This window comes from Micromonospora sp. NBS 11-29 (assembly GCF_002140155.1).
In the GTDB taxonomy this organism is placed as follows: domain Bacteria; phylum Actinomycetota; class Actinomycetes; order Mycobacteriales; family Micromonosporaceae; genus Micromonospora.
Genome location: NZ_NAPR01000022.1, coordinates 6779 through 8118, shown reverse-complemented (window position 1 = coordinate 8118; position 1340 = coordinate 6779). Strand labels below are relative to the sequence as shown.

The 1340-nt window shown below is 70.4% G+C and carries 2 protein-coding genes; both read right to left on the bottom strand.

The features are described 5' to 3' along the window. Positions 1-224, bottom strand: a 224-nt coding sequence (locus tag B1205_RS32255; RefSeq protein ID WP_176308768.1) for a cellulose binding domain-containing protein, incomplete at its 3' end; no start/stop codon positions are given. A 29-nt stretch (positions 225-253) separates the two neighbouring features. Continuing rightward, a partial coding sequence (locus B1205_RS23865; protein WP_254910155.1) for an arabinofuranosidase catalytic domain-containing protein occupies positions 254-1340 on the bottom strand: 1087 nt, incomplete at its 5' end.

Sequence of the window (1340 nt, the reverse complement as noted above, 5' to 3'; positions counted from 1 at the left end):
GCGAACGTCCAGGTCAGGCGCCAGCTGGTGAGCGGGTCGCCGAGGTTGGTGACGGCGACGTTGGCGCCGAAGCCACCGGGCCAGGACGACGAGACGGTGTAGGTGACCGCACAGCCGGTGGCGGCCGCGGACGCGAACTGCGTTCCGGTGAGGCCGGCGGCGGTGAGGGTGAGCGCGGCGACGGCGGCGATCGACGCCCACCGTGACCGAGAGGGACGGGTCATGGAAGATCTCCGAACGTGAGGAGGCGCCGTCAGCGGTAGCCGGCGGCGGTGATGTTGGCCTGGACGGCGTCCTCGGTGGCGTTGGTGGGGTAGCCGGAGGTCATGACGCCCTCGTAGAAGGTGCCGGCGGCGCCGTGGCTGTTGTCGCCGCCGATGCCGAGGATGATGGCGCCCTCCTTCTTCATCGGGTTGTAGCCGGAGGCGTTCGGGCGTTTGCCGTCGTAGATGGTGGACAGGCCGCCGGACTGGGCGTTGCCGCCGCGGATGGCCCAGTGGTTCGGTTCGCCCTTGACGATGGCGGTCAGGTAGCGGTGGCTGATCGAGGGGTTGTTGGCGTTGTAGCCGGGGTTGACGCCGGAGAAGAGGCCGTTTTCGAGGTCGGCCATGATCCACGGGCCGCTGCCGGTGCCGGTGCCCCAGACCTTGTTGTTGCCGAAGTAGATGGCTTCCATGGTGCCGTTGCCGTTGTCCCGGCTGTTGGTCTCGGCGTTGCCGTAGTCGAAGCAGCAGCCGCCGTTGTAGTGGGTGCCGTCGAAGATGGCGTACATGCCTTCGGGCTGGTCGCCCTTGGCGATGCCGTTGGTGCTGTTGTTCCGGTAGCCGGTGCCGGGCGCCACGAACACCCCGTACGCTCGGTGCCCGAGCACCGTCGTCGGTGCCGCCTTCGCGTCGGCGAGATTGTCGTACCCACCCGGGGCGGGGCCGGGGAATCCGCCGGGCGGGGCCTGGGTCAGGTTGTTGCCGCGGCCGGACTGGTCGTAGATGACCGTGATCAGGCAGCTCGTGTTGGCGCAGAAGGAGTCCTGTACGGCGGAGTCGGCCGGCCCGCCGGCGCTGAGCGCGTTGATGTCGCGGGTGCTGTTGTCGGAGGCGCGACGCACCTGGTAGAGGCGGCCGGTGTAGGCGCGGTAGAGCGCGCGGGTGGTGCTGTGCGCGGCGACGCAGGGGGTGCCGCCGGCGGCGTAGATGTCACAGGGTGCGTTGGTGGCCGGCGGCGTCGTCGGCGGCGGTGTGGTGGTGGGCGGGGCCGTGGTGGGTGGGGTGGTGACGCCGCCGGTGCAGGTGGTGCCGTTGAGGGCGAAGCTGGTCGGTGACGGGTTGCTGCCGGTGGCGGCG